This window comes from Brachybacterium aquaticum (assembly GCF_014204755.1).
Lineage (GTDB): Bacteria > Actinomycetota > Actinomycetes > Actinomycetales > Dermabacteraceae > Brachybacterium > Brachybacterium aquaticum.
On sequence record NZ_JACHLZ010000001.1, the window covers coordinates 1600554 to 1622410 of the forward strand.

18 protein-coding genes are annotated in these 21857 nt (G+C 72.7%); 7 read left to right on the forward strand and 11 right to left on the reverse strand.

Annotated elements, in window-relative coordinates; translation table 11 throughout:
* Positions 1–92: 92 nt before the first annotated feature.
* The 4 genes from HNR70_RS07160 to HNR70_RS07175 all read left to right on the forward strand — a co-directional run bounded on the left by HNR70_RS07160 (position 93) and on the right by HNR70_RS07175 (position 5536).
* Positions 93–2549: a DNA gyrase/topoisomerase IV subunit A gene (locus HNR70_RS07160; protein WP_184325036.1), complete on the forward strand. Its 2457-nt coding sequence runs from the start codon at positions 93–95 to the stop codon at positions 2547–2549.
* Between the two features lie 110 nt (positions 2550–2659).
* A complete protein-coding gene (locus tag HNR70_RS07165; protein ID WP_184325037.1) occupies positions 2660–3805 on the forward strand; it encodes a DUF998 domain-containing protein in 1146 nt (381 codons plus the stop codon).
* Between the two features lie 44 nt (positions 3806–3849).
* Positions 3850–4728 carry a D-hexose-6-phosphate mutarotase gene (locus HNR70_RS07170; RefSeq protein ID WP_184325038.1) on the forward strand — a complete coding sequence of 293 codons (879 nt, stop codon included), beginning with the start codon at positions 3850–3852 and terminating at the stop codon, positions 4726–4728.
* A 571-nt stretch (positions 4729–5299) separates the two neighbouring features.
* Entirely contained in the window at positions 5300–5536 is a 237-nt protein-coding gene (locus HNR70_RS07175; RefSeq protein ID WP_184325039.1) for a hypothetical protein, read from the forward strand.
* 69 nt (positions 5537–5605) lie between these two features.
* On the opposite strand, the gene HNR70_RS07180 is transcribed toward HNR70_RS07175, so the two are convergent.
* Genes HNR70_RS07180 through HNR70_RS07190 form a run of 3 tightly spaced genes read right to left on the reverse strand, consistent with a single transcriptional unit; the run spans position 5606 to position 9473 of the window.
* Positions 5606–6577 (reverse strand): metallophosphoesterase, encoded by a 972-nt coding sequence (locus tag HNR70_RS07180; RefSeq protein WP_184325040.1) that lies wholly within the window; start codon positions 6575–6577, stop codon positions 5606–5608.
* A complete protein-coding gene (hisF, locus tag HNR70_RS07185) occupies positions 6574–7359 on the reverse strand; it encodes an imidazole glycerol phosphate synthase subunit HisF (RefSeq protein ID WP_184325041.1) in 786 nt (261 codons plus the stop codon). Before hisF ends, HNR70_RS07180 begins: the two co-directional genes overlap by 4 nt.
* The gene (locus tag HNR70_RS07190) at positions 7356–9473 is read right to left on the reverse strand and encodes a DNA gyrase/topoisomerase IV subunit B (protein ID WP_184325042.1); all 2118 of its coding nucleotides are present in this window, start codon (positions 9471–9473) and stop codon (positions 7356–7358) included. Before HNR70_RS07190 ends, hisF begins: the two co-directional genes overlap by 4 nt.
* Before the next feature lie 153 nt (positions 9474–9626).
* Between HNR70_RS07190 and HNR70_RS07195 the strand changes: the two genes are divergently transcribed.
* On the forward strand, positions 9627–9845 hold the full coding sequence (locus HNR70_RS07195) for a DUF7455 domain-containing protein (protein WP_184325043.1): 219 nt from the start codon (positions 9627–9629) through the stop codon (positions 9843–9845).
* Between the two features lie 134 nt (positions 9846–9979).
* Here HNR70_RS07195 and HNR70_RS07200 read toward each other — a convergent pair whose 3' ends face one another.
* From HNR70_RS07200 to HNR70_RS07220, 5 genes are all read right to left on the reverse strand, one after another.
* Positions 9980–10645 (reverse strand): GNAT family N-acetyltransferase, encoded by a 666-nt coding sequence (locus HNR70_RS07200; RefSeq protein ID WP_184325044.1) that lies wholly within the window; start codon positions 10643–10645, stop codon positions 9980–9982.
* A 136-nt stretch (positions 10646–10781) separates the two neighbouring features.
* Positions 10782–12176 (reverse strand): RNA polymerase sigma factor, encoded by a 1395-nt coding sequence (locus tag HNR70_RS07205; protein WP_184325045.1) that lies wholly within the window; start codon positions 12174–12176, stop codon positions 10782–10784.
* 193 nt (positions 12177–12369) lie between these two features.
* Positions 12370–12768 carry a universal stress protein gene (locus HNR70_RS07210; protein WP_184325046.1) on the reverse strand — a complete coding sequence of 133 codons (399 nt, stop codon included), beginning with the start codon at positions 12766–12768 and terminating at the stop codon, positions 12370–12372.
* Between the two features lie 42 nt (positions 12769–12810).
* Positions 12811–13989: a homoserine O-acetyltransferase MetX gene (gene metX, locus HNR70_RS07215; protein WP_184325047.1), complete on the reverse strand. Its 1179-nt coding sequence runs from the start codon at positions 13987–13989 to the stop codon at positions 12811–12813.
* A gap of 52 nt (positions 13990–14041) precedes the next feature.
* Positions 14042–15202 carry a hypothetical protein gene (locus HNR70_RS07220; RefSeq protein ID WP_184325048.1) on the reverse strand — a complete coding sequence of 387 codons (1161 nt, stop codon included), beginning with the start codon at positions 15200–15202 and terminating at the stop codon, positions 14042–14044.
* A 221-nt stretch (positions 15203–15423) separates the two neighbouring features.
* Here HNR70_RS07220 and HNR70_RS07225 point away from each other — a divergent pair, with 221 nt between their 5' ends.
* Complete coding sequence (locus HNR70_RS07225; protein WP_184325049.1) at positions 15424–16623, forward strand: polyprenyl synthetase family protein; 1200 nt, start codon at positions 15424–15426, stop codon at positions 16621–16623.
* Between the two features lie 66 nt (positions 16624–16689).
* On the opposite strand, the gene HNR70_RS07230 is transcribed toward HNR70_RS07225, so the two are convergent.
* Complete coding sequence (locus tag HNR70_RS07230) at positions 16690–17043, reverse strand: Rv2175c family DNA-binding protein (protein WP_184325050.1); 354 nt, start codon at positions 17041–17043, stop codon at positions 16690–16692.
* Positions 17044–17219: 176 nt separating this feature from the next.
* On the opposite strand from HNR70_RS07230, the gene HNR70_RS16200 reads away from it, so the two are divergent.
* Positions 17220–19406, forward strand: coding sequence for a PASTA domain-containing protein (locus HNR70_RS16200; RefSeq protein ID WP_184325051.1), 2187 nt, complete (start codon positions 17220–17222; stop codon positions 19404–19406).
* Positions 19407–19556: 150 nt separating this feature from the next.
* On the opposite strand, the gene HNR70_RS07240 is transcribed toward HNR70_RS16200, so the two are convergent.
* Both HNR70_RS07240 and HNR70_RS07245 read right to left on the reverse strand, forming a co-directional pair.
* Entirely contained in the window at positions 19557–20954 is a 1398-nt protein-coding gene (locus HNR70_RS07240) for a class II 3-deoxy-7-phosphoheptulonate synthase (protein ID WP_184325052.1), read from the reverse strand.
* A 132-nt stretch (positions 20955–21086) separates the two neighbouring features.
* A complete protein-coding gene (locus HNR70_RS07245) occupies positions 21087–21794 on the reverse strand; it encodes a lysophospholipid acyltransferase family protein (protein WP_184325053.1) in 708 nt (235 codons plus the stop codon).
* Positions 21795–21857: the final 63 nt, after the last annotated feature.

A 21857-nucleotide genomic window follows, 5' to 3' on the forward strand; every position in this document is an offset into this window, starting at 1 on the left:
AGCTGGGAGAGGCCCCGGATTGACGGGATTCACGTCCCCGACCAGGGGCCGGGTCCACGGATCGTGGCCGGTCATGCGCCATGATGTCCCCCATGGCCCGTTCACGCAGCACCACTCCGCCCGCCGGGGACGACGCGGTCGACGAGACGATCGTCGACATCGACGTCACCAGCGAGATGGAGTCCTCGTTCCTCGAGTACGCCTACTCCGTGATCTACTCGCGGGCCCTTCCCGACGCCCGTGACGGTCTCAAGCCCGTCCAGCGCCGCATCCTGTACATGATGGCGGAGATGGGGCTGCGCCCCGACAAGGGCCACGTGAAGAGCCAGCGCGTGGTCGGCGAGGTGATGGGCAAGCTCCATCCCCACGGCGACACCGCGATCTACGACGCGCTGGTGCGCATGGCGCAGAGCTTCAACATGCGCCTGCCGCTCGTGGACGGGCACGGCAACTTCGGCTCGCTGGACAACGGCCCCGCGGCCCCGCGCTACACCGAGGCGCGCCTGGCGAAGGCGGCGCTGCTCATGACGGACTCGCTGGACGAGGACGTCGTGGACATGGTCCCCAACTACGACAACCAGCTGCTGCAGCCCGAGGTGCTCCCCGCCCAGTACCCGAACCTGCTGGTCAACGGCGCCTCCGGCATCGCGGTGGGCATGGCGACCAATATGGCGCCCCACAATCTCGTCGAGACGATCGCCGCGGCCCGCCACCTGATCGACCATCCGGAGGCGGAGCTCGAGGAGCTGATGCGCTTCGTGCCCGGCCCGGACCTGCCCACCGGCGGGCGGATCGTGGGCCTGGACGGGATCCGCGACGCGTACCGCACCGGCCGCGGCTCGTTCAAGATGCGCGCCACCACCCGGATCGAGAACGTCACCTCGCGCCGCAAGGGCATCGTGGTCACCGAACTGCCCTACCAGGTCGGTCCCGAGCGGCTCGCGGAGAAGCTGCGCGACGCGGTGCAGGCCAAGAAGGTCCAGGGCATCACCGACTACCAGGACCTCACCGACCGCCACCACGGCCTGCGCCTGGTGATGACGGTCAAGTCCGGCTTCGACCCCGAGGCGGTGCTCGAGCAGCTCTACAAGCACACGCCGCTGGAGGAGTCCTTCGGCATCAACAACGTCGCCCTGGTGGACGGCCAGCCGCGCACCATGGGGCTCAAGCAGCTGCTCGAGGTGTTCGTCGACCATCGGCTGAAGGTGGTGCGCCGCCGCACCGAGCACCGCCTGCGCAAGCGCAAGGACCGCCTGCACCTGGTCGAGGGCCTGCTGCTGGCGATCCTTGACATCGACGAGGTCATCCAGATCGTGCGCAGCAGCGACGATGCGGAGACCGCCCGCACGCGCCTGATGCAGGTCTTCGACCTCACCGAGGTGCAGGCCGAGTACATCCTCGAGTTGCGCCTGCGCCGTCTGACGAAGTTCTCCCAGATCGACCTCGAGGCCGAGCGGGACGACCTGCGCGCCGAGATCGAGCGGCTCGAGGAGATCCTCGGGTCCGACGAGGTGCTGCGCCGTCTGGTCTCCGACGAGCTCGCCGCGGTCGCCGCCGAGCACGGCGACACCCGCCGCACCGTCCTGCTGGAGAGCGCCTCGGCGCCGGTGGCGAAGGCGGGTACGTCCCTCGAGGTGGCCGACGAGCCCTGCGGCGTGCTGCTGACCGGCACGGGTCTGGTGGCCCGCGTCGCCGGGGAGGGGCCGCTGCAGCGCGACGGGCAGCGCAGCTCCCACGACGTGATCGTCTCGGACGTGCGCACCTCCACCCGCTCCGAGGTCGGTGTGGTCACCGACCGCGGGAGGGTGCTGCGCCTGTCGGTCGTGGACCTGCCCTCGCTCGCCCCCACCGCCGGCGCGCCCTCCCTCGCCGGCGGCACGCGCCTGGCGGACCTGGTGGACCTGGAGAAGGACGAGCGGGCGCTGGGCCTGATCCGCCTCGGCGAGGAGGACATCGCCCGCGGCGGCGCGATCGCGCTGGGCACCCGCCAGGGTGTGGTCAAGCGCGTCCAGCTGGACTTCCCCCGCACCGACGGGTTCGAGATCATCTCGCTCAAGGACGGCGACGCCGTGGTGGGCGTGGTCGATCTCGAGGACGACGGCGACCTGGACCTGTGGTTCATCACCTCCGACGCGCAGCTGCTGCACTTCCCCGCCTCCGGCATCCGCCCGCAGGGCCGCGCGGCGGGCGGCGTGGCCGGCATCAAGCTCGCGGACGGCGCGCAGGTGCTGAGCTTCGGCACGATCGACGTCACCGCCCCGGCGGACGTCGTCACCGTCGCCGGCAGCTCCGCGACCCTGCCGCTGCTGCAGACCGGGTCGCTGAAGGTCTCCTCGCTCGGGGAGTTCCCGGCCAAGGGCCGCTCCACCGCCGGTATGCGCTGCCACCGCTTCCTGCGCGGCGAGGACTCACTGATCGGCGCCTGGGTGGTGCCTCATCCCGCCCGCGCCTCCTCGGAGGCCGGTCAGCCGATCGACCTGCCCGAGCCCACCGGGCGCCGCGACGGCTCCGGCACCCCGGTCTCGGTCCCGATCGCGTCCGTCGGCTGATCGCCGACGGCTGATCGCCGCCGGTTGATCCCGGCCGACGGGCCCTCCCGGTCGCGCCCGTCCCGGTAAGCCCGTCGGCCGCTCCCGGCCCGGCGTGGAAGACTTCTGGCATGCCTGACGTCCTCCGCTCCCGCCGGGTCACCGTCGCCAGCCGCACCGAGTCCTTCACCCTCGCGCTCGGCGTCGCCGGCGTGCTCGTCGGCCTCGTGGTCGGCCTCGCCGTGCTACGCGGCACTTCGACGCTGTCCGGGGAGGGCTCGATCGGGCAGCTCGCCGCCGTCACCTCCGGAGGCACCTCCGCCGTGGTCGCCGCGGTGACGATGGCGGTGATCATGCCACAGCGCCGGCCCTGGGTGCGCACCGTGCCCCGGCTGCGCCGGGCGCTGACGATCCTCGGCCCCTCCCTCGTCTACGCGGTCCTCGCGCTGCTGCTGACCTCGGCGATGTACGGCATCCTCGCCGAGGCGTTCCGGGGCGTGGCGCTGGACCGCTTCGCGAGCACCTTCTGGGTGGCGCTGACCACCGGGGCGTGGGCGTACGTGGTCGCGGCGAGCTCCTGGGCCCTGTCCGGGCGGTCGCTGGCGACCCTGCTGATGGTCTTCCTCACCGTCGGGGTGCTCGCCGCGGCGATGCTGTCCCCGGACCCGTACTGGTGGGAGCAGTACTTCTCCCAGCTCGGCGAGGGTGCGGACACCGCCGGTCGCACCTTCAACCTCACCCTGCTGCTGACCGGTCTCGCCTTCGTGGCGGTCGGGGACTTCGTCGCCCACGACCTGCAGCGCTGGACCGACGCGGCCGGGGAGCCGCGCTGGAAGGTGCACCTGGTGCGCGGCACCCTCATCGCCCTCGGCGCGTTGCTGGCGCTCGTCGCGCTCGTCTCCCGCACCGTGTCGGTGGACTGGCACAACCGCCTGGCCGAGATGCTCGTGGTGGTGTTCGCTCTGGCGCTGATCGTGTTCCCGGTGCTGCTGCGCCGCCTGCCGGGCGGGCTGCTCGTCTTCACCGGGGTCGCCTTCGCGGTACTCGTGATGCTGATCGTGCTGTTCGAGGGCGTGGACTACCTGAACATGACCGCCTTCGAGCTCGGCGCGGCGGTGACGGTGTACATCTGGCTGCTCCTGTTCATCCGCACCGTCTCCGCGGCCGGGGAGGGCGTCGCCGCGGAGGACGATGCAGAGGACGATGCCGCGCAGGACGATGCCGCGGATGATGCGGTGACGCACGGCGGCGCCTCCCCCGCCCGGTTCGAGGTGTGACCTCCGCCGGGTCCGGGCGGCGGGAGCGTGCGACGATGCAGGGCATGAACACTCCTGGCACCGCCGCTCCTGTTCCCGCAGTGTCGCTCCCCGAGGGGGTGACCCTCGGCTCCGCCCACGGCGTGGACGCCGCGCTGGTGGACACCCCCGCCGTCACCGCCACCCTGCTCCTGGACGGCGCGCACCTGACCAGCGCCGTCCCCGCCGGGGAGCAGGACCTGCTGTGGCTCAGCCCCGCCTCCGCCTTCGGCCCAGGCGAGGCCGTGCGCGGCGGCGTGCCGCTGGTGGGCCCCTGGTTCGGTCCCGGCCGCGACCAGTCCCAGGAGGTCAAGCACGGCTGGTTGCGCAACGTGCGCTGGGACCTCACCTCCGCCGAGCGCAGCGGCGACGAGGTCACCCTCACCCTCACCTCCCCCGCCGACCGCACCGAGCTGTCCGCCACCCTCGAGGTCCGCCTCGGCGCCGAGGTGTCGCTGGAGCTGACGATCACCGCCGGGGAGCAGCCGCTCGAGCTCGAGGCGGCCCTGCACACCTACCTCGCCGTCGGTGACGTGCGCCGCATCGAGATCCAGGGACTCGAGGGCGCGGACTACCTCGACAACACCCGCGGCCTCACCCCCGACACCCTCGCCCACGCGCCGCTGCACCTCACCGAGGCGACCGATCGCGTCGTCGACTCCACCGCGGAGGTCACCGTCGTGGACGAGGCCGCCGGGCGGCGCGTCGTCTCCACCCCGCGCGGCACCTCCCGCACCGTGGTGTGGAACCCCTGGGACACGCTGGTGACCGGGATGGCCGACATCCCCGACGAGGCCTGGCCCGAGTTCGTGTGCATCGAGCCCGCCGCCGCGAAGGAAGGCTTCGTGGCCCTCGAGCCCGGTGCCTCCCACAGCCTCGGCGTCACCTACCGCATCGAGCACTGACGCCGCAGCCCGGGACGCCGCGCCGCATCGTCCGCTGACCGGGCACGACGCGAGACTCCCGACCGCTCCGGTACCCGGTCGCCCCTTCAGCGCGGCCGGGTCCCGGCGTTTATTCCCTGGACCCGGTAGCGTCGCCGGTGCTCCACTGGAGCCATGGACACGCACCGCACACCGCTCATGACCCCGGCCCTCCCGGCCGCGGCGACGCGCGGCGTCGCGGCGTCCCTCCCCCGGCTCCTCGGATCCCCACGGATCCTCGGTGCGGCCGACGGAGGCCGCCCCGCCGCCGCCTGACGCCACGCCGGCCGACGCCACCTTCGGCTGTCGACACCACCTGACGCCACCGTCGGCCGTCGCCGCCGGCTGACGCCACGTCGGCCGACGTCCCCTGGACGTCCCCACCATCGCCTCCCGCCCTGCGGGCATCGCGCGTGATCGCGCATGCCCCGGCTCGCGCTGCCCCCTGCCGTTCTCCGCCCCTGCCCTCCGCAGCGCCGGCGGGCGACTTCGAGGACCGCTCCTGTCCTCGCCCCGGAGAAGACTCGTCCCACCACCCACCGAGGAGGACGCCATGTCCACCACCGCCCTGCCCGTCCAGACCTCCACCGCCCAGGCCACCAGCGCTGCTCGCTCCGCGCCTCGCACCGAGCGCGCCCCGCGTCCCTCGGCCCGCGAGCTGCGCGACCGCCTCGCCCGCGCCCGTGAGCTGCGCGCCCTCCTGCGCCGCCGCGCGGCGGAGAAGGCGCGGCAGGACAACGAGGCGCAGGCGCTGCGGATGATGCTTCGCGCCGGCGTCACCCTGCGCTGACCTCCACGACCCTGCGTGCCCCGGACTCCCTGCGGAGTCCGGGGCACGTCCCTGTCAGCAACCGGATCGTCAGCCGACGAGGTCGATGATCACCAGCTCGCGCGGATCGTTCACGCGCACCCCGGCGATGCTGTTGCCGAGCCCGCGGCTGATCACCATGGTGGTGGTGCCGCTCGTGTGCACGCCCTCGGCGAGCGCGGGGAGGAAGCCCTGGTGCGGGGCGAAGAGCGGGCCGATCAAGGGCAGGCGCACCTGACCGCCGTGGGCGTGTCCGGACAGGACGAGGTCGACGTCCTCCCCCGCGTACTCCTCCAGCAGCTCGGGGCGGTGGGCGAGCAGCACGGTCGTGCCGTCCTTGGGAAGGTCGAGCCGGTCCAGGATCTGCCGGGGCGGGGTCGGGGTGCGGCCCGCGTCCCAGGCGACGCGGGGATCGTCCAGGCCCGCCAGGGTGATCCGGGTGCCGCCGACGGTGAGGGTCGTCGCCTCGTCGCGCAGGATCACCACCCCGGCGCCCTCGAGCCCTGCCAGCAGCTCGCCGCGCAGGTCGGAGTCCGCGTCGTGGTTGCCGAGCACCATGTAGGTGGGGGCGAGTGCGGTGAGGGAGGCGGCGAGCTCGAGCACGGCGGTGAGGTCGCCGGTGCGCCGGTCGATCACGTCACCGGTCAGCGCGATGAGATCGGGGTGGGCGTCCTCGACCGCGGTGAGGAGCCGGTCCTGGAAGTCGCCGAAGTCGGCGGCGTGGAGGTCCGAGACCTGGGCGATGCGCAGCCCGCCCGCGGGCAGTCCTCCCCCGTCGGCCGCGGGACTCGCGCCGACCCCGGTGCCCTCGTCGGCCGCATCGGCGGCTCCGTCGGCCCCAGCGTCTGCAGAGGTGACCGCGACCTCGTAGCGGGCGACGGTCAGGCGCCGGTTGTCCCACAGCAGCCAGGCGGAGAGCACCGCGAGGACGAGGAGCACGGCGAGGCCCGCGACGGCGAGGCGCTGGCGCGGGGAGCGGCCGGGCGCTGCGCTCCGCTCCCCGACGGAGAGGGGCGCGCTCACCGCACGGTGATCCCGTCGGCGGCCATGGCCGCCTTGACCTCTCCGATCGTCATCTCCTGGAAGTGGAACACGCTCGCGGCGAGGACCGCGTCGGCACCGGCGTGCACGGCCGGCGCGAAGTGCTCCGGCTTCCCCGCGCCGCCGGAGGCGATCAGCGGCAGGGTGGTGGCCGCGCGGGCCAGGCGGATGAGCTCGAGGTCGAAGCCCTCCTTGGTGCCGTCGGCGTCCATCGAGTTCAGCAGGATCTCCCCGGCGCCGCGCTCGGTGACCTCGCGGATCCACGCGATCGCGTCGATGCCGGTGCCGCGGCGGCCGCCGTGGGTGGTGACCTCGAAGCCGGAGCCGGTGCGGGCGGTGCCCTCGGGGGTGTCGTCGGTGACGCGGCGGGCGTCGATGGACAGCACGAGCACCTGGTTGCCGAAGCGGTGGGAGATCTCGGAGATCACCTCGGGGCGGGAGATCGCGGCGGTGTTGACCCCGCACTTGTCGGCGCCGGCGCGCAGCAGCTGGTCCACGTCCTCGACGGTGCGGACGCCGCCGCCGACGGTGAGGGGGATGAAGATCTGCTCGGCCGCGGCGCGGACCACGTCGATCATGGTCTCGCGGCCGCCGGAGGAGGCGGTGACGTCCAGGAAGGTCAGCTCGTCGGCGCCCTCGGCGCCGTAGCGGGCCGCGAGTTCCACCGGGTCGCCGGCGTCGCGAAGGTCCTTGAAGTTCACGCCCTTGACGACGCGGCCGCCGTCCACGTCCAGGCACGGGATGACTCGTACTGCCACGCTCATGCGTCGATCCTCTCCAGGTCGAGCTCCTCGGCTCCCTCGATGATGAACTGCTTGCGGGGAGCGACCTCCGAGCCCATCAGCAGCTCGAACATGGCGCTGGCCGCCTCGGCGTCCTCGATCCGCACCCGTCGCAGGGTGCGGTGGCGGGGGTCCATGGTGGTGTCGGCCAGCTGGTCGGCGTCCATCTCGCCCAGGCCCTTGTAGCGCTGGATCGGCTCCTTGTACCGCTTGCCGCGCCGCTCGAGGTTCTTCAGCAGCTTGTGCAGCTCGGCCTCGGAGTAGGTGTATACCAGCTCGTTCTTCTTCGAGCCGCCGTGGACGATCTCCACGCGGTGCAGCGGCGGGACCGCGGCGTAGACCCGGCCCGCCTCGACCATGGGCCGCATGTAGCGGTGGAAGAGGGTCAGCAACAGGGTGCGGATGTGGGCGCCGTCCACGTCCGCGTCGGTCATCATGATGATCTTGCCGTAGCGGGCGGCGTCCAGGTCGAAGGTGCGCCCGGAGCCCGCACCGATCACCTGGATGATCGCGGCGCACTCGGCGTTCTTGAGCATGTCCGTGATGGACGCCTTCTGGACGTTGAGGATCTTGCCGCGGATGGGCAGCAGCGCCTGGAACTCGGAAGAGCGGGCGTTCTTCGCAGTGCCCAGCGCGCTGTCGCCCTCGACGATGAACAGCTCGGAGCGCTCGACGTCGTGGGTGCGGCAGTCGGCGAGCTTGGTGGGCATGGTCGAGGACTCCAGCGCGTTCTTGCGCCGCGAGACCTCCTTGTGCATGCGGGCGGCGATGCGGGCCCGCATCTCGGAGACGACCTTGTCGATGACGAGCGCTGCCTGTTCCTTCTCCCCCTTCTTGGTGGAGGTGAGGAAGTCGGTGAGGCGGTCCTCGACGACCTTGGCGACGATCTGGCGGATCGCGGGGGTGCCGAGCACCTCCTTGGTCTGGCCCTCGAACTGCGGCTCGTCGATGCGGACGGAGACCACGGCGGTGAGCCCGGCGAGGGCGTCGTCCTTCTCGATCTTCTCGTTCTTGGCGTTGAACTTCACGCGGCGGGCCTGGTTCTCGACCTGCTTGCGCATGGTCTTCACCAGCGCCTGCTCGAAGCCGGAGACGTGGGTGCCTCCCTTGGGGGTGGCGACGATGTTGACGAAGGAGCGCAGGGTGGAGTCGAAGTCCACGCCCCAGCGCAGGGCGATGTCGACCTCGCAGGTGCGCTCGACCTCCGTGGAGACCATGTGACCGTTCTTGTCGAGCACGGGGATGGTCTCGGTGTACCCGCCCTCGCCCTGCAGACGGATCACGTCGGTGATCTTCTGGTCCTGGGCGAGGTACTCGACGAACTCGCTGATCCCGCCGTCGTACTTGAAGGTGCGGGTGGCGGGCTGGTCGGGGTTCGCCTCGGGGCGGTGGTCGGTGACGGAGATCTGCAGCCCGGGGACCAGGAACGCGGTCTGGCGGGAGCGGCGGGTGAGGTCGTCGAGGGAGAAGTGGGAGCCCTTGACGAAGATCTGCGGGTCCGCCCAGTAGCGCACCCGGGTGCCGGTGACGCCGTGCTTGGCCTTGCCGATCACGCGCAGCTCGGCGGGGCCGTCGGCCGGGGTGAAGGGGGCGTCCGGCGAGGGCTCTCCCTGGTCGGCGAACTCGCCGGAGGTGCCGCGCTGGAAGCTCATCGCGTAGGTCTTGCCGCCGCGGTCCACCTCGACGTCGAGCCGGCCCGACAGGGCGTTGACGACGCTGGCGCCCACGCCGTGCAGACCGCCCGAGGCGGCGTAGGAGCCGCCGCCGAACTTCCCGCCCGCGTGGAGCTTCGTGTAGACGACCTCCACGCCGGTCAGGCCGGTGCGGGGCTCGACGTCCACCGGGACGCCGCGGCCGGTGTCGCGCACCTCCACCGAGTGGTCGGGGTGGAGGATCACGGAGATGGCGTCGCCGTGCCCGCCCAGTGCCTCGTCCACCGCGTTGTCGAGGATCTCCCACAGGCAGTGCATGAGGCCCCGCGAGTCGGTGGAGCCGATGTACATGCCCGGGCGCTTGCGCACTGCCTCGAGGCCCTCGAGGACCTGGAGGTTGCGCGCGTCGTAGGCGGACTTCTTCGCAGCGGTGGTGGTGGACACCCTCCGGATCCTACGACGGACCGCCCCTCGAACCCCGCATTCACCGGCCCGGGAGCCCGGCGGGGCGGTCCGGCTCACAGGGTGTTGCGCCCCTGGCGAACCACGGCTGTGGATGCTCCCCTCCGAAGGCGCGGCGGTGCTACAAATGTCCCCATGAACCTCACTCTCGAAGCTCCCCGGCTCACGGCTCATGACCGCTGCGACCGCTGCGGCGCCCAGGCGTACGTCAAGGTGCTGCTCGAGGCCGGTGGCGAGCTCATGTTCTGCGCCCACCACGCCCGCGCCCACGAGGACGCCCTGAAGGGCATCGCCTCCGAGGTCATCGACGAGACCGAGCGCCTGCACATCAAGCCGGAGCCGGTCGAGGATTGAGTCGATGAGGGGTTGCGCACGGACGCTCCCCTGATCGGCCGACGGACCCGCACGACGAGGGCGCCCACCATCACGGTGGGCGCCCTCGTCGCATGTGCGGATGTGCGGACCTCTCGGAGCGATCGCAGCGGTTGCTACTCCTGGGCCAGCAGCTCCTCGGCGCGGATCGCGTACTCGACCCACTGGGTGCCGCGGCTCTCCCGCGGCTCGCGCTGCCCGGTCTCGACGAAGCCGAGCCGCGCGTAGAGCCTCCGAGCGGGGAGGTTGGTGTCGTCGACGTCCAGGCGCAGGTCCGGGCGGCCGAGCTCGAGGGCGATCCGTGCCAGCTCCGCCAGCAGCAGGCGCGAGACGCCCCGACCCCGGCCTGTCGGCCGCACCCACAGGGAGACGATGTGCGCGCGGTCCGCGGGGATCGGGTGCTCGGGGGTGTATCCGGTCGGCAGCAGGGCGATCCCACCGAGCACCTCCTCGCCTCCCAGCGCGTGCTGGGCGCCCGGCTCCTGCTCGCCGCCCGGCTCCTGCTCTCCGCCCGGCTCCTGCTCTCCGCCCGGCTCCTGCTCTCCGCCCGGCTCCTGCTCCGCTCGCACGGCCTGGAGGTGGATGCGAGGGCCGGCGAGCTCGTCGCGCCAGTCCTGCTCGGTGCGGGCGCAGGCCTCGGCGGGGTCGGCCCAGAACGCGTCGGGGTCGGCGTCGAGCATGTCCAGGCGCAGCGCGCGATGGGAGGCCCAGTCCTCGGGGCCGACGCGGCGCACCCGCAGGACGGGCGGGTCCGTCGGCGCGTGGGAGGGCGGGGTGGTCATGCGGGCTCCTTCCAGCCGGTTCCCGGCCGGTCCGTCAGGGCGGGATGGGCGTCGGCCGACGCGGGACGAGCCCGGGATCCGAGGATCCCGGGCTCGTCCCGGTGGGTGCGCGCGGCGGTGACGCCGGGCGACGGGATCAGTCGAGGTAGTCGCGAAGGACCTGCGAGCGCGAGGGGTGGCGCAGCTTGCTCATGGTCTTGGACTCGATCTGGCGGATCCGCTCGCGGGTCACGCCGTAGACCTTGCCGATCTCGTCCAGCGTCTTGGGCTGGCCGTCCTCGAGGCCGAAGCGCATGGAGACCACGCCGGCCTCGCGCTCGGAGAGGGTGTCCAGCACCGAGTGGAGCTGCTCCTGCAGGAGGGTGAAGCTCACGGCGTCCGCGGGCACGACGGCCTCGGAGTCCTCGATGAGGTCGCCGAACTCGCTGTCGCCGTCCTCGCCGAGCGGGGTGTGCAGGGAGATCGGCTCGCGGCCGTACTTCTGGACCTCGACGACCTTCTCCGGGGTCATGTCGAGCTCCTTGGCGAGCTCCTCCGGGGTGGGCTCGCGGCCCAGGTCCTGCAGCATCTGGCGCTGGACGCGGGCCAGCTTGTTGATGACCTCGACCATGTGCACGGGGATGCGGATGGTGCGGGCCTGGTCCGCCATGGCGCGGGTGATGGCCTGACGGATCCACCAGGTGGCGTAGGTGGAGAACTTGTAGCCCTTGGCGTAGTCGAACTTCTCGACCGCGCGGATGAGGCCCAGGTTGCCCTCCTGGATCAGGTCCAGGAAGAGCATGCCGCGGCCGGTGTAGCGCTTGGCGAGGGAGACGACCAGGCGCAGGTTCGCCTCGAGCAGGTGGTCCTTGGCGGCGCGGCCGTCCTCGGCGATGATCGCGAGCTCGCGACCGGCCTTGGTCTTGCGGATCGACTCGTCGGCCTTCAGCTTCTGCTCGGCGTAGAGGCCGGCCTCGATGCGCTCGGCGAGCTCAACCTCCTGCGCGGCGTTCAGCAGTGCGACCTTGCCGATCTGCTTGAGGTAGTCCTTGACCGGGTCGGCGGTCGCGCCGGCGGTGACGACCTGCTGGGCGGGGGCGTCGTCCTCGGAGGCGTTGAAGACGAAGCCACCGGACTCCTCGACCTTGTCGTCGGTGCCGGAGGTCTTCGCGCCCTCGGCGGTCTCGGTGCCCTCGGCATCCTCCGGAGCGTCCTCGGCGTCGGTGTCGACGTCCTCGGGGGCGTCCTTGGCGGTGGTCTTCTTCACCGTCTTCTTCTTGGCCGCGGCAGCGGTGCTGCGCGGCTTCGAGGTGCTCGCCGCCTTCTTCTTGGCGGCTTCCTTCGTGGTGGTCTTCGTGGTCCCGGCCTCGTCGGCGGCGGGGGCGTCGTTCTCGACGGCCTCGGTGGTCTTCGAGGCCGCGGCGCGGGTGCTGCCCTTCGCCGTGGTGGGCTCAGCAGTCTTGGAGGAGGTCACAGAGTTCCTTCTTCCGGCGGCGGCCCGATGCGGGCGGTCCACCGCACTCGGGCGATCGGTCTTCTCGGCGCGGCTCACGGGATGCGCAGCGTGTCGCGTTCCCGGTTCGAACCGTGGAAACGGCGCACGAAGGCACGGTGCCGTCAAGCCTGTCGAGTATAACGTCGATTCGCGGCAGGTATTCCCACCCCGTCCCAGGAACCTCGGGACTCTCGGCGAGCACTGCCCGGAGAGAGAGCCGGCACACGGCCGGCACATTGCTGATGCAGGGTCAGTGCAGGCGGTCGTCCTTGACGGCGAGCACGGGGCAGGGCGCGCCGAGCACGATCTTCCGGGCGGAGGCGCCGAGGTTGAGCTTGCCGATGGGCGCCTTGCGGCGCAGCCCGATCACCACGAGGCTCGCGCTGCTCTCCTCGACGACGGAGAGCACGAACTCGCCGATCTCGCGGTCCTCGCCGCGCTGCACGGTGACGCCCTCGGTGCTGCCGCCGAGGTCCTCGACCGCGGCGAGCACCTCCTCCTCGGTCGCGGCGGTGGTGCCGGTGCCGGGCACGGCGTGCTGGTGCGCGGCGACGAGCAGCGGCTCGCCGGTCCGTGCGGCGTACCGGATCCCGGCGCCGAGCGCGGCCCGGCCCTGCGTGGACGGGGCGTACCCCACGACGATGGTCACGCGCGTCACCTCCCTCAGTTCCGACGCTGCGACCCGGTCAGCTTAGTCGGCCAGCAGAGCACCGATCCACTCCTCCAGTCCCGGATGGGCCAGCAGGAAGGCATCGTGTCCGATGGGCGAGCTGGCGACGTGCCACTGCGCACCCTCCACGTGCTCGGCGATCTCGTGGACGAGCGTCGGAGGGAACAGGCGGTCGGAGTCGATCGCGACGGCGAGGGTGCGGGCGGTGATCCGTCCGAGCGCCGCGGCGGTCCCGCCGCGCCCTCGGCCCACGTCATGGGTGCTCATCGACTGGACGAGGGTGAGGTAGGAGTTCGCGTCGAAGCGGCGCGAGAGTTTCACGGCGTGATGGTCGAGGTAGCTGGTGACCTGATGGCGACCGCTGCCGTCCAGCGGGTTCTCCGGCTCCTGCGGCCGGTTCCCGAAACGGGTCTCCAGCTCGGTCGCGGTGCGGTAGGTGGTGTGGGCGATCCGCCGGGCGATGCCGAGGCCGAGATGGGGGCCGTCCTCGGGCGGGAGCTCGTAGTAGTCACCGCCGTGGAAGCCGGGGTCGACGCGGATCGCGGCGATCTGGGCGCTGTTCCAGGCGATCTGGTCGGCGGTGGCGCGGGCGGAGGAGGCGATCACGGCGAGGCGCTCGACTTGCTGGGGGTGGGTGACTCCCCATTCGACGGCTCGCATCCCGCCCATGGAGCCGCCGATCACGAGCGCCCAGCGCTCGATACCGAGCCGCTGGGAGAGGCGGTGCTCGGCCGCGACCTGGTCGCGGACGGTCAGCTGGGGGAAGCGGGAGCCGTAGGGCCGACCGTCGGGCGCGGGCGAGCTGGGACCGGTGCTGCCCTGGCAGCCGCCCAGCACGTTCGGGGCGACGACGAAGTAGCGGTCGGTGTCGATGGGGCGGCCGGGGCCGACGAGGTCCTCCCACCAGCCGCCGGTGGGGTGCGAGGGACCGGCCGGGCCGATCACGTGGGAGTCGCCGGTCAGCGCATGGAGCACGAGCACGGCGTTGCCGCCGTCGGCATCGAGGGTCCCCCAGGACTCGTAGGCCAGGGTGACGTCCTCGAGCACCTCGCCGCTCTCGAGCGCGAGTCCGCCGAGCGGTGCGAAGAGTCGGTCCCCTACGCCGCAGGCGGGGCTCCAGGCGCCGGAGCGGGCCGCGCTCGACTCCTGCGACGCCTGCGCGTCCGCGGTGCCGCTGCGGTGCTGTCCGAGGAGGGTCATCGGCAGTGCTCCTTCCGTGCCCGGCCTCGTTCCGGGGCGTCCCCTTCTCCCCTCAGGCGGCGGGCCACCAGGCGGGGAAGATGGGGGTGTCGGTCATTCTGGACAGCAAGGGTGCCAGAGTCGACTCCGGTTCCCGCTCCCTCAGCTCGTCGACGAGACGTCCGGCGGTCGCGAAGCGGTGGTTCCACCACGACAGCAGCACCAGCAGAGTGGTCAGTGCGCGCCATGCGGGGCGGGCGGTGCCGCGCCCGCTGCCGACGGCCCCATCGAGGGCGCCGGTAGCCACCTCACGCACCTCCTCGAGGAGGCGATACCACCTCCCACCTGCGCAGACGTCCTCGCTCGGACGCCACGACGGATCACGGCAGAGCTCCTGCAGGAGCTCCTCCCGTTCGATCGTCCGCTCCCGGCCGTGCTCGACGAGGCGGGCCAGCAGCTCCCAGTGCAGACGGTCCACGGCGAGGGCCGAGAGCAGCGCGGCGAGCTGTTCACACTTCGACATGTCCTCGGCCGCGAAGGCGTCCTCTGCTCCGTCGCGCAGGGCGGCCAGGGCCGTTTCCGCCGACTCCAGCAGCGCCATCGGGTCGGCGGGCGAGGCGAGGTCGACCGGTGGAAGGGCGAGCCGTCTCCCGATCGCGGCGAGACGCGGATCGGCGTGCGCCGGCCGCGGGATGGCGCGGCCGCGCAGCACGGCGGACGCGGCGGCCCGGGTCTCGGCGAACTCCCGCAGCGTCCCGGCGGGCAGGGCGCGCTGCGCGCCGCGGGGTGCGGAGGGGTCGACCGGGGTGAGCTCCCATCTGCGCCCGTCGGCGGCCCCGCGCACGGAGAGCAGACGTGCTCCGGTGGCGTCCGGGCCGGTCCCGGCGCTGCGCAGCAGATGCGCGGCGCGGGGCAGGACCTCGTGGATCACCTCGTCCAGGACTCCCTGGTAGCCGTCGCCGATGACGACGAGCGCGTGTACCCCGCCGCTCCCCCGCAGCGCCATGAGCGCGAGGTGGGAGGCGAGGTGCGCGGCCCCGTTGCCGGCCAGCAGGTCGCGCAGCGAGGAGCGGGTGAGCATCGGGGGTGTGCCGCGGCCGCCGGTGCCGGCCAGGAGGAGGCAGTCGGACGGCAGCTCGTGGAGGCTGAGCCGCGCCTCGGCGAGCAGCTCGGCGGGGTCCTCGGCGGAGCGGAGGTGGCGGGCGGGATCGGCGGGGCTGATGTTCGTCGTCATGGGGCGACCCTTCCCGAGATCGCGCCGCCCCAGGGGGACAGCGCCGTCACTGGGGACGACGGGGCCCTGTGGAGGAACGGTCGGCGGCGCGGGCGCTGTCGTCGCCGCCGCACTCGTCGTCGCCGTCACCTCGGCGCGGACCGGTCCGGCCCGGCGTGGGAGGATCGGGGCACACGTCTGCACAGCCGGTCCCGCACGGGCCGCGCGGGAAGGAATCCTCCATGACCTCTGCCGGGCACTCCCCCGCGTCCGCGGGATCCGAGCACGCCATCGCCGAGCACGCCGCCGAGCCCGGGACCGGTGCGGCCCCGTCGGCCGACCGCCTCCGCGAGCTGGACCAGCTGCTGGTCGCGAAGGTCGCGGAGATCACCGCGAAGGAGCTCGACTCCCGTCGCGCGCAGCTGGCGGAGATCGCGCCGGAGGCGGCATCCCTCGTGGACGATCTCGAGCGCTTCCTCGAGGGCGGCAAGCTGCTGCGGCCGCGGTTCTGCTTCTGGGGCGGGGTCGCCGCACTCGGCCGAGAGCCGGACGAGGCGGAGATCGACGCGCTCGCCCGCCTCGGGGCCGGGATCGAGCTCGTGCAGGCGGCGGCCCTGCTGCATGACGACGTCATCGACCACTCCCCCATGCGGCGCGGTCGTCCCGCCCAGCACGAGCAGGCCCGGACCCGGCACGAGGCGGCAGGCCTCGCCGGCTCTTCCACGGAGTACGGGGTCGCCGTCGCGATCGTGCTCGGCGACCTGGCGCTGAGCTGGTCCGAGCAGGTGGCTGCGGCGGTCGGCGGTCAGCCGGAGCGCGTCGCCCGGGCGCTCGCCGAGTTCGAGGCGCTGCGCACCGAGGTCATGTCGGGCCAGTTCCTGGACGTCCTCCACCAGGCCGGCGGCTTCGCCTCGGCGCCGGATGCGGAGAAGGCGGCGCTGTCCGTGATCCGCTGGAAGACCGTCCCCTATACGGTGCTGCGCCCGGTGCGGGTGGGGGCCGCGCTGATGGGGGCGCAGGACGCGGCGCTCGAGACCCTCTCGACCTGGGCGATCGAGGTCGGCACCGCGTTCCAGCTGCGCGACGACCTGCTGAGCGTCATCGGTGATCAGGACGAGACCGGCAAGCCGATCGGCGGGGACATCGTCGAGGGCAAGCGCACGGTGCTGCTGGCCCGCACGGCTGCTGCGGCCGACGAGGCAGGGCGGCGGCTGCTGGCCGAGGTGGTCGGCGCGGCGGAGGCGCCGACGGATCGCATCGAAGCCGTGCACGAGCTCATGATCTCCACCGGCGCGGTCGCGTCGGTCGCGGGCGACGTGCGCGCGCAGGCCGCGCGCGCCGCGGACCTGCTGGCAGGGGCCGAGGAGCTCGGCGAGCTGGGGCGCGGCGGGCTCGCCGCCCTCGCGGCGCAGGCGACCGACGTCGGGTCGCTGCCCTCCTGAGCCCCGGGGTCAGGGCAGTCAGGCCGGAGCGAGAGGGCAAGCGCGCGAAGGGTCAGGCGCGAGGGATCAGAGTGCGAGCGCGAGGGCGCGTCGGCGCACCTCGCCGCGCTGACCGCGGCGCAGGTGGTCGATCGGACGGCCCGGCAGGGTCTCGTCCTCCTCGAACAGCCACGCCAGCAGCTCCTCGTCGGTGAAACCGCCGTCGCGCAGCACCGTGATCGTGCCGGAGAGGTGCGGGGCGATCTCCCCGTCGACCAGGAACAGCGCGGGGACCGAGCGCACCACCGGGTCGCCGCGTCGCACGGCGACGAGCTTGCCCTCCTCGATGAGGCGGCGGACGCGGGAGACCTCGACGTCGAGCCGCTCGGCGACGTCGGGAAGGGTGAGCCAGTCGGTGATGAGGGTGTCCAGGTCGTTCACGGCACAAGGGTGCCACGCCTCGGCGTCGCCCCGCACCTCTGTACGTGATGATCCGATCCGTCCGTGGTGATCCGGCACGATCCGAGGCCTTCGCGGAGCGTGTTCCCGGAGGTCTGTGCGGCGCGTCGCGTGTGTCGGTCCCCGTTCCTGGCACGGGACCGCCCTAGATTGACCTCGTGAGTTCGGCGACGTCGACTTCCCCCGGCATCAGCCTGCTCCTCGACGACCGTTATCGGGTCGAGGAGCCGATCGCGCGCGGCGGAATGGCGACCGTGCACCGCGGCCATGACGAGCGTCTGGATCGCGTGGTCGCCCTGAAGATCATGCATCCCCATCTGGCGATGGACGAGGAGTTCCGGCGACGCTTCGGCCGCGAGGCCCGTGCCGCGGCCCGCCTCGCGCACCGCAACGTGGTGGGAGTGTTCGACCAGGGCGGCGACGGCGACCGCATCTACCTGGCGATGGAGCTCGTCGAGGGCGAGACGCTGCGGGCCCGGATCGTGAAGAGGCACCGCCTCACAGTCGGCGAGACCCTGCGCATCACCGAGCAGGTGCTCGAGGCGCTCGTCGCCGCGCATCGCGCCGGCATCGTCCACCGTGACATCAAGCCCGAGAACATCCTGCTGGACCTCACCGACACGGTGAAGGTCGCGGACTTCGGCCTCGCCCGCGCGATCGGGACGAACAACTCCTCCACCGGTGCGGCGCTGCTGGGCACCGTCGCCTACATCAGCCCCGAGGTCGTCACCCGCGGCGAGGCCGACGAACGCAGCGACCTCTACTCCCTCGGCGTCGTGATCTTCGAGATGCTCACCGGGCGCCAGCCGTTCCAGGGCGAGCAGCCCGTGCACGTCGCCTTCCAGCACGTCCACGACGACATCCCCGCCCCGTCCACCGTGGTCACCGGCATCCCGCGGGAGCTGGACTCGCTGGTGACCTGGGCTGCGGCGCGCACCGTCTCCCAGCGGCCCGCGAGCGCGGAAGACCTGCTGCGCGCGGTTCGGGAGCTGCTTTCGACCCTCCCCGCCCGCGTGCTCGGCACCCGTCCGGAGCCGCGCAAGGACACCGCCACCGGCGACCTGCCGCGCGTCACCGCCTCCCTCGACGAGGTCGCCGCCGAGCTACTGGGCCGCCCCCGCGCCTTCGATCCCGCCGCAGGTCTCGGAGCAGGTCCCACAGCGGGCGCCGGTGCGGCCGACGAGGACTCGGCCCCGGCGACGGCCGGCGACCACGACGAGTCCCGGGCGGCTGCGTCGGCCGACCTCGGCGACGCAGACGGGACCGACGCAGCCGCGACCGACACAGGTGCGACCGACGCCGACACCCACGCCACCTCCGGGGCTGACGAGCCCGCCGCCGCGTCCTCCCCTGCTCCCGCCGCCGAGGAGCAGGACGAGACCTCGCGCAGCGTCGTCCTGCGCTCCCCCCGCGAACGGCGCGGCCGCCACCTGCCGGTCGGGACGCGCCACCGCTCCCGTCCCATGGCGGCGCTCGCCGCGCTGAGCCTCGCCGCGGCCCTCGTCGGCGGGGCCTGGACCGGCGGGGACTGGTACCTGAACACCGGTCCGGGCGCGGACCGCACCGTCCCCCTGGTCACCGGCACCCCGCTCGCCGATGCCGAGGCGGCGCTGAGCGCCTCCGACCTCACCGTGCGCACCGAGGAGCGCTTCGACGCCTCCGTCCCGGCCGGGCACGTCATCTCCTCGGAGCCCTCCACCGGCGCCACCGTGAAGAAGGGCGACGACATCCGCGTCGTCGTCTCCAAGGGCGAGGAGACCTTCCCGGTGCCCGCGCTCGAGGGCGTCGCCCTCGAGGATGCCCGCGCCGAGGTCGAGGCGCTGGGCCTCGAGCTCGTCGAGGACGATCCCGAGTACTCGGAGACCGTGCCCGAGGGGCAGGTCATCTCGCAGTCCGCCTCGGCCGACGCGCTGCCCGTCGGCGGCGAGGTGCACGTGGTCGTCTCCCAGGGGCGGATGCCGCTGAGCGTCCCGAACGAGACCGGCAACTCCGGCTCCGCCGCCCGCTCCGCTCTCGAGGCCGCCGGGTTCGAGGTCACCGTGGGCGAGGCCCACTCGGCGAGCGTGCCTCGCGGCGCGGTGGTCTCCCAGTCCCCCGCCTCCGGCACCCTGTACCGCGGGGACACCGTCCACATCGTCACCTCGCTCGGCCCCGAGATGGTGACCGTCCCGGACGTGTTCCGCCAGCCCGAGGCCCAGGCGCGCGCCACCCTCGAGGCGGCCGGGTTCTCGGTCAGCGTCGTCCACGACAAGGGCGACCCCGTGTTCGGGCAGGTCTACGAGCAGTCCGCCGCCGCGGGCGGCCAGCTCGCCAAGGGCTCCACCATCACCATCAAGGTGTTCTGAGCCCGCACGGTGTTCTGAGCCCGCACGGTGTTCTTAACCCACACGGTGTTCTGAACCCCGCAGCCCCCCGTCGGCCGCACCCCGCACGCAGAAGCGGCGCCCGCCCCGGAAGGGGACGGGCGCCGCTCGCGTCGTCGGTGCGCTTGCCCCTCAGCGGCGGGAGAGCATCTCCGCGACCAGGAAGGCCAGCTCGAGGGACTGCTGATGGTTCAGCCGCGGATCCACGAGGGTCTCGTAGCGGCGGGTCAGGCCCTCCTCGTCGATCTCCCCGGTGCCGCCAAGGACCTCGGTGACGTCGTCGCCGGTGAGCTCCATGTGCAGGCCGGCCGGGACGGTGCCGAGCGACTGGTGCACCTCGAAGAAGCCCACGACCTCGTCGAGGATGTCCTCGAAGCGGCGGGTCTTGTACCCGTTGGAGGAGGTGATGGTGTTGCCGTGCATCGGATCGGTCACCCACGCCACCTGGGCGCCGGAGTCGCGCACGCCCTCGACCAGGGCCGGGAGGCGGTCGCGGATCTTGCCCGCCCCCATGCGGGTGATGAAGGTGAGGCGACCCGGCTCCCGCTCGGGATCGAGCTTGTCGATGAGGCGCAGTGCGTCGTCGACCGACGCGTCCGGACCGAGCTTCACCCCGATGGGGTTGCGCAGACGTGCCATGAAGTCCACGTGCGCGCCGTCGAGCTGACGGGTGCGCTCGCCGATCCACAGGAAGTGGCCGGAGCAGCCGTAGATCTCCCCGGTGCGGGAATCGATCCGGGAGAGCGCCTCCTCGTAGTCAAGCAGCAGCGCCTCGTGGGAGGCGTAGAACTCCACGACCTTCAGCGCGTCGAAGTCCGCGCCGATCGCGTCCATGAAGCGGATGGCCTTGTCGATCTGCCCGGCCAGCTCCTCGTAGCGGTCGTAGCCCGCGCCGGAGGAGGTGAAGCCGCGGTTCCAGGAGTGGACCTCGCGCAGGTCGGCGAAGCCGCCGCCCGTGAAGGCGCGCAGCAGGTTCAGGGTGGAGGCGCTGGTGGTGTAGGTCCTCCACAGGCGCTTCGGGTCCGGGATGCGGGCGGACTCGGTGAATGAGTACTCGTTGACGGCGTCACCGCGGTAGGTGGGCAGGGTGACGCCGTCGCGGGTCTCCTCGTCGGCGGAGCGCGGCTTGGCGAACTGGCCCGCCATGCGGCCCATCTTCACCACCGGCACCGAGGCGCCGTAGGTCAGCACCGCGGACATCTGCAGGATCGTGCGGATCTTGTTGCGGATCCGGTCGGCGGTGGAGTCGGCGAAGGTCTCGGCGCAGTCCCCGCCGGCGAGCAGGAAGGCCTCGCCCCGGGCCGCGGCGGCGACGCGCTCGCGCAGCACGTCGACCTCTCCGGCGAAGACCAGCGGCGGGGCGGCGCGCAGCGCGTCGAACACGCCCTGACGGGCTTCCTCGTCCGGCCACACCGGCTGCTGCACGCGGGGATACTCGCGCCAGGCGCCGAGGGCGGCGAGGCCGTCATCGGCGGAGGACAGCGAGAAGGCGTGCGCGCGGGCAGGGGCGTCGGGGCTGAATTGAGTCACCCCGACAGGGTAGCCAAGCCCGCGCCCTCCCGGGGCCCGGCACCCGAGGGGCGGGCGGGCATCACACCCGTCGGCCGACGGGGCAGGCCGAGGCGGCCGACGGGGCGGGGAGCGCGGGGCCGACGGGGAGGCTCAGCCCGCCGACTCCGCCTCTCGCTTCAGCCGGCGCTTCACGTCGGCGGCGTACTCATCCACGCGCTCCTGCCCGGAGAGCTGCTGGATGCGGTCCATGACCTCGTCGGTCACCGCGCGCAGCACCTTCGCCTCCTCGGCGCCCTCCATCCGGGCGGCGATCTCTGAGGCGTCGATCGGCTCCCCGACCACCGCGTGGATGCGGGGGTGGCGGCGGGGGAAGTACGTCCGGCCCCGCTGGGCCTCGTGGGCGCCGAGCATCGCGACCGGCACGATCGGGGCACCGGAGGCGAGGGCGAAGCGGGCCACGCCCGTCTTGCCGCGGTACAGGCGCCCGTCCGGGCTGCGGGTCCCCTCGGGGTAGATGCCGAGCACGTCCCCGCGGGCGAGGACCTCGAGCCCGGCATCGATCGCGGAACGGGAGGCGCTGCCGCCGCTGCGGTCCACCGGCATCACCCGCAGCCCGCGCATCACCGCGGCCACGACGCGGTTCAGCGGCGAGCGCCCGGCGAAGATGTCCGACTTGCCCAGGAAGTGCACGCTGCGGCGCACCTGCCCGGGCAGGAACACGGTGTCGGAGTAGGCCTGATGGTTCGAGGCGAGGATCACCGGGCCTGTCTCGGGGATGTTCTCGTGACCGCTGAGCGTGGGCCGCCACAGGAGGTTCACGACCCCCATGACGAAGGGCTTGGCGATCTCGTACAGCACGGGACGCTCCTGGGGTCTGCTCGGCGGCGGGATTGCGGACGGGGTGCGTGTGCGCCGTGCAGG

Excerpts from the sequence above, each read along its gene's own strand:
- HNR70_RS07170 (WP_184325038.1), top strand. The coding sequence starts at position 3,850 with ATGAACACTCCTGGCACCGCCGCTCCTGTTCCCGCAGTGTCGCTCCCC.
- HNR70_RS07200 (WP_184325044.1), bottom strand. The coding sequence starts at position 10,645 with ATGACCACCCCGCCCTCCCACGCGCCGACGGACCCGCCCGTCCTGCGG.
- HNR70_RS07195 (WP_184325043.1), top strand. The coding sequence starts at position 9,627 with ATGAACCTCACTCTCGAAGCTCCCCGGCTCACGGCTCATGACCGCTGC.
- HNR70_RS07225 (WP_184325049.1), top strand. The coding sequence starts at position 15,424 with ATGACCTCTGCCGGGCACTCCCCCGCGTCCGCGGGATCCGAGCACGCC.
- hisF (WP_184325041.1), bottom strand. The coding sequence starts at position 7,359 with ATGAGCGTGGCAGTACGAGTCATCCCGTGCCTGGACGTGGACGGCGGC.
- metX (WP_184325047.1), bottom strand. The coding sequence starts at position 13,989 with ATGACCCTCCTCGGACAGCACCGCAGCGGCACCGCGGACGCGCAGGCG.
- HNR70_RS07175 (WP_184325039.1), top strand. The coding sequence starts at position 5,300 with ATGTCCACCACCGCCCTGCCCGTCCAGACCTCCACCGCCCAGGCCACC.
- HNR70_RS07165 (WP_184325037.1), top strand. The coding sequence starts at position 2,660 with ATGCCTGACGTCCTCCGCTCCCGCCGGGTCACCGTCGCCAGCCGCACC.
- HNR70_RS07220 (WP_184325048.1), bottom strand. The coding sequence starts at position 15,202 with ATGACGACGAACATCAGCCCCGCCGATCCCGCCCGCCACCTCCGCTCC.
- HNR70_RS07160 (WP_184325036.1), top strand. The coding sequence starts at position 93 with ATGGCCCGTTCACGCAGCACCACTCCGCCCGCCGGGGACGACGCGGTC.